Source organism: Mesorhizobium sp. M7A.F.Ca.CA.002.04.1.1 (assembly GCF_004022805.1).
In the GTDB taxonomy this organism is placed as follows: domain Bacteria; phylum Pseudomonadota; class Alphaproteobacteria; order Rhizobiales; family Rhizobiaceae; genus Mesorhizobium; species Mesorhizobium ciceri.
The window spans coordinates 1-2172 of sequence record NZ_RZPL01000870.1; the positions used below are offsets into that span (position 1 = coordinate 1).

2 pseudogenes are annotated in these 2172 nt (G+C 61.8%); both read left to right on the forward strand.

Going from position 1 to position 2172, the window contains the following annotated elements:
- Positions 1–188, forward strand: a pseudogene (locus ENZ75_RS29715) (HutD family protein); the annotation flags it as partial.
- 266 nt (positions 189–454) lie between these two features.
- Positions 455–2172: pseudogene (locus ENZ75_RS29720) on the forward strand (protein ndvB); the annotation flags it as partial.

Sequence of the window (2172 nt, forward strand, 5' to 3'; positions counted from 1 at the left end):
CTGAGGCCGGCACAACGCTCATCCTGTGCTGGGACGGCGACATCAGTGTGCCCGCCGCTGAACCGGTTCGCCTCGGGCCGCTCGACACGCTGCTGTCCGGGCCGGTCAGCACCGGCCTGCTTGTCCAACCCGCCCATGAGGCAACGCTGTACGTGATCCGGATCCGCGCCATCGCCGGCAACGATTAACGCTTGTTTCCAAACATGATCGCGGTACCGGCGAAATATAGCGTAAGCTGCTGGCGGCATCACGAAAAAGCCTGAATCCTCTCCGCCGATCTGGCTGGCGGGAAGTGGGGTGCTTGTCTTTGAGTTTTGCTGAGAGACGACGCCCTGTCGTGGTGCGGAAACAAACTTTCGGCAAGTGGGGTTTATGCAACCAATTGCATTTGAACCGGTTTTAGGGCCATTGCCGTGGCGGTGACGCCGCTCAGTGCCCGCTTACGGAATTTTCAATGAATATTCAGACGAATCCTGCCCAAATCGAGAAGACAAGCGCGAGCTTCCCGGCCATCACCGAAGAGCCGATCCGCTCCAATTACCTGCCCGAAGAGCGCCTTCGGCTGCTCGGTGAAAGCCTGGCGAAAGGCGACCTCACAGATCTGTTCGGGCTGACGCCCTTCGATTTTCAGGCCCGTATCCGCGACAGCGCCAAGAAGATTTTGGAAGTCTACCGGTCGACCAATGCGGCGCAGGCGAGGGGCGAGACGATCACGCCGGCGGCACAATGGCTGCTCGACAACAATTACCTGGTCGAAGAGACCATTTTCCAGGTCAAGCGCGACCTGCCGCGCCGCTTCTATCGCCAGCTGCCGACCTTGAAACTGCCTGACGGCGGCAGCGTGCCGCGCGCGCTGGCGCTGGCCTGGACCTATGTCGCACATTCGGACAGTTCCGTTTCGGCGACGATGTTCAAGTCCATCGTCCAGGGTTTTCAGTCGGTCGAGCCGCTGAAGATCGGCGAACTCTGGGCGCTGCCTTCGCTGTTGCGCTTCGTGCTGATCGAAAATCTGCGCCGGCTGGCGGTCAGGGTCAATCGAACCCGTCAGATGCGTCAGATCGCCAACGATGTGGCAGACAAGGTCCTGGCCACCGACGACAGCGCCGACCGGCAGTCGATCCTGTCCAATTTCAGCGCACACGCACAGGACACCACCTTCGCCACCCAGCTGCTCTATCGCCTGCGCGATGGCTCGCAGAATGCCGGCAAGGCTCTGGAATGGCTGGAAGGCGAGCTCGAAAAGACCGGCTCCGATGCCGAGGAAATCATCATTTCCGAACATCACACGTTGTCCAGCGGCAATGTGACGACGGGCAACATCATTCGTGGCCTGCGCCTCATCAACGACGTCGATTGGACCGTGTGGTTCGAAGGCGTCAGCCGCATCGACACCGTGCTGCGCGAGCGTACCGATTTCGCCGCGCTCGACTTCTTCTCGCGCGACCAGTACCGGACCGCGATCGAGGAATTGGCGCGCCGCTCGAACCTTTCGGAATATCGCGTCGCCGAGAAGGCCATCGAGCTGGCCGGCCACGCCGCCAGCGATGGCGACGGCGACGTCGTTTTAACCGGGTCCGCCCACACCGATGTCGGCTTCTTTCTCGTCGGCCCACGCCGGCTCGAGCTGGAGAAGGCGATCGGCTATCGACCCACCATCAGCCAGACAGTCAAGCGTGCCTTCCGCAAGACCGGCTGGCTCGGCATCGTCGTACCGGTGTTTGCGCTGACGGCGCTGCTTCTCGTCCTCTCAGGCAACGCGCTTGCCAATCTCGGCCTGTCGGTGCCCTCGATCGTCCTCATGCTGGCGCTTTTTGCCGTGCCGGCCAGCGAGGGCGCGCTCGCCTTCTTCAACACGGTCGTTTCGCTGTTCCTGAAACCGACGCGCCTCGTCGGCTACGATTACCGGCACGGCGTGCCGCCCGAGGCGCGCACGCTGGTGGTGGTTCCGTCGCTGATCGGCTCGCGCGACGATGTCGAGGAAAACATCCGCAATATCGAGGTGCATCATCTCGCCAACACGGCCGATGAAATCCATTTCGCGCTGCTGTCGGACTGGCCGGACTCGAAGACCGAGATCGATGCTGCCGACACCGAAATCCTCGAATTCGCGCGTGCCGAGATCGCTCGTCTCAACGCACGCTATCCCTCCGAAGGCGCGCCGCGCTTCTATAT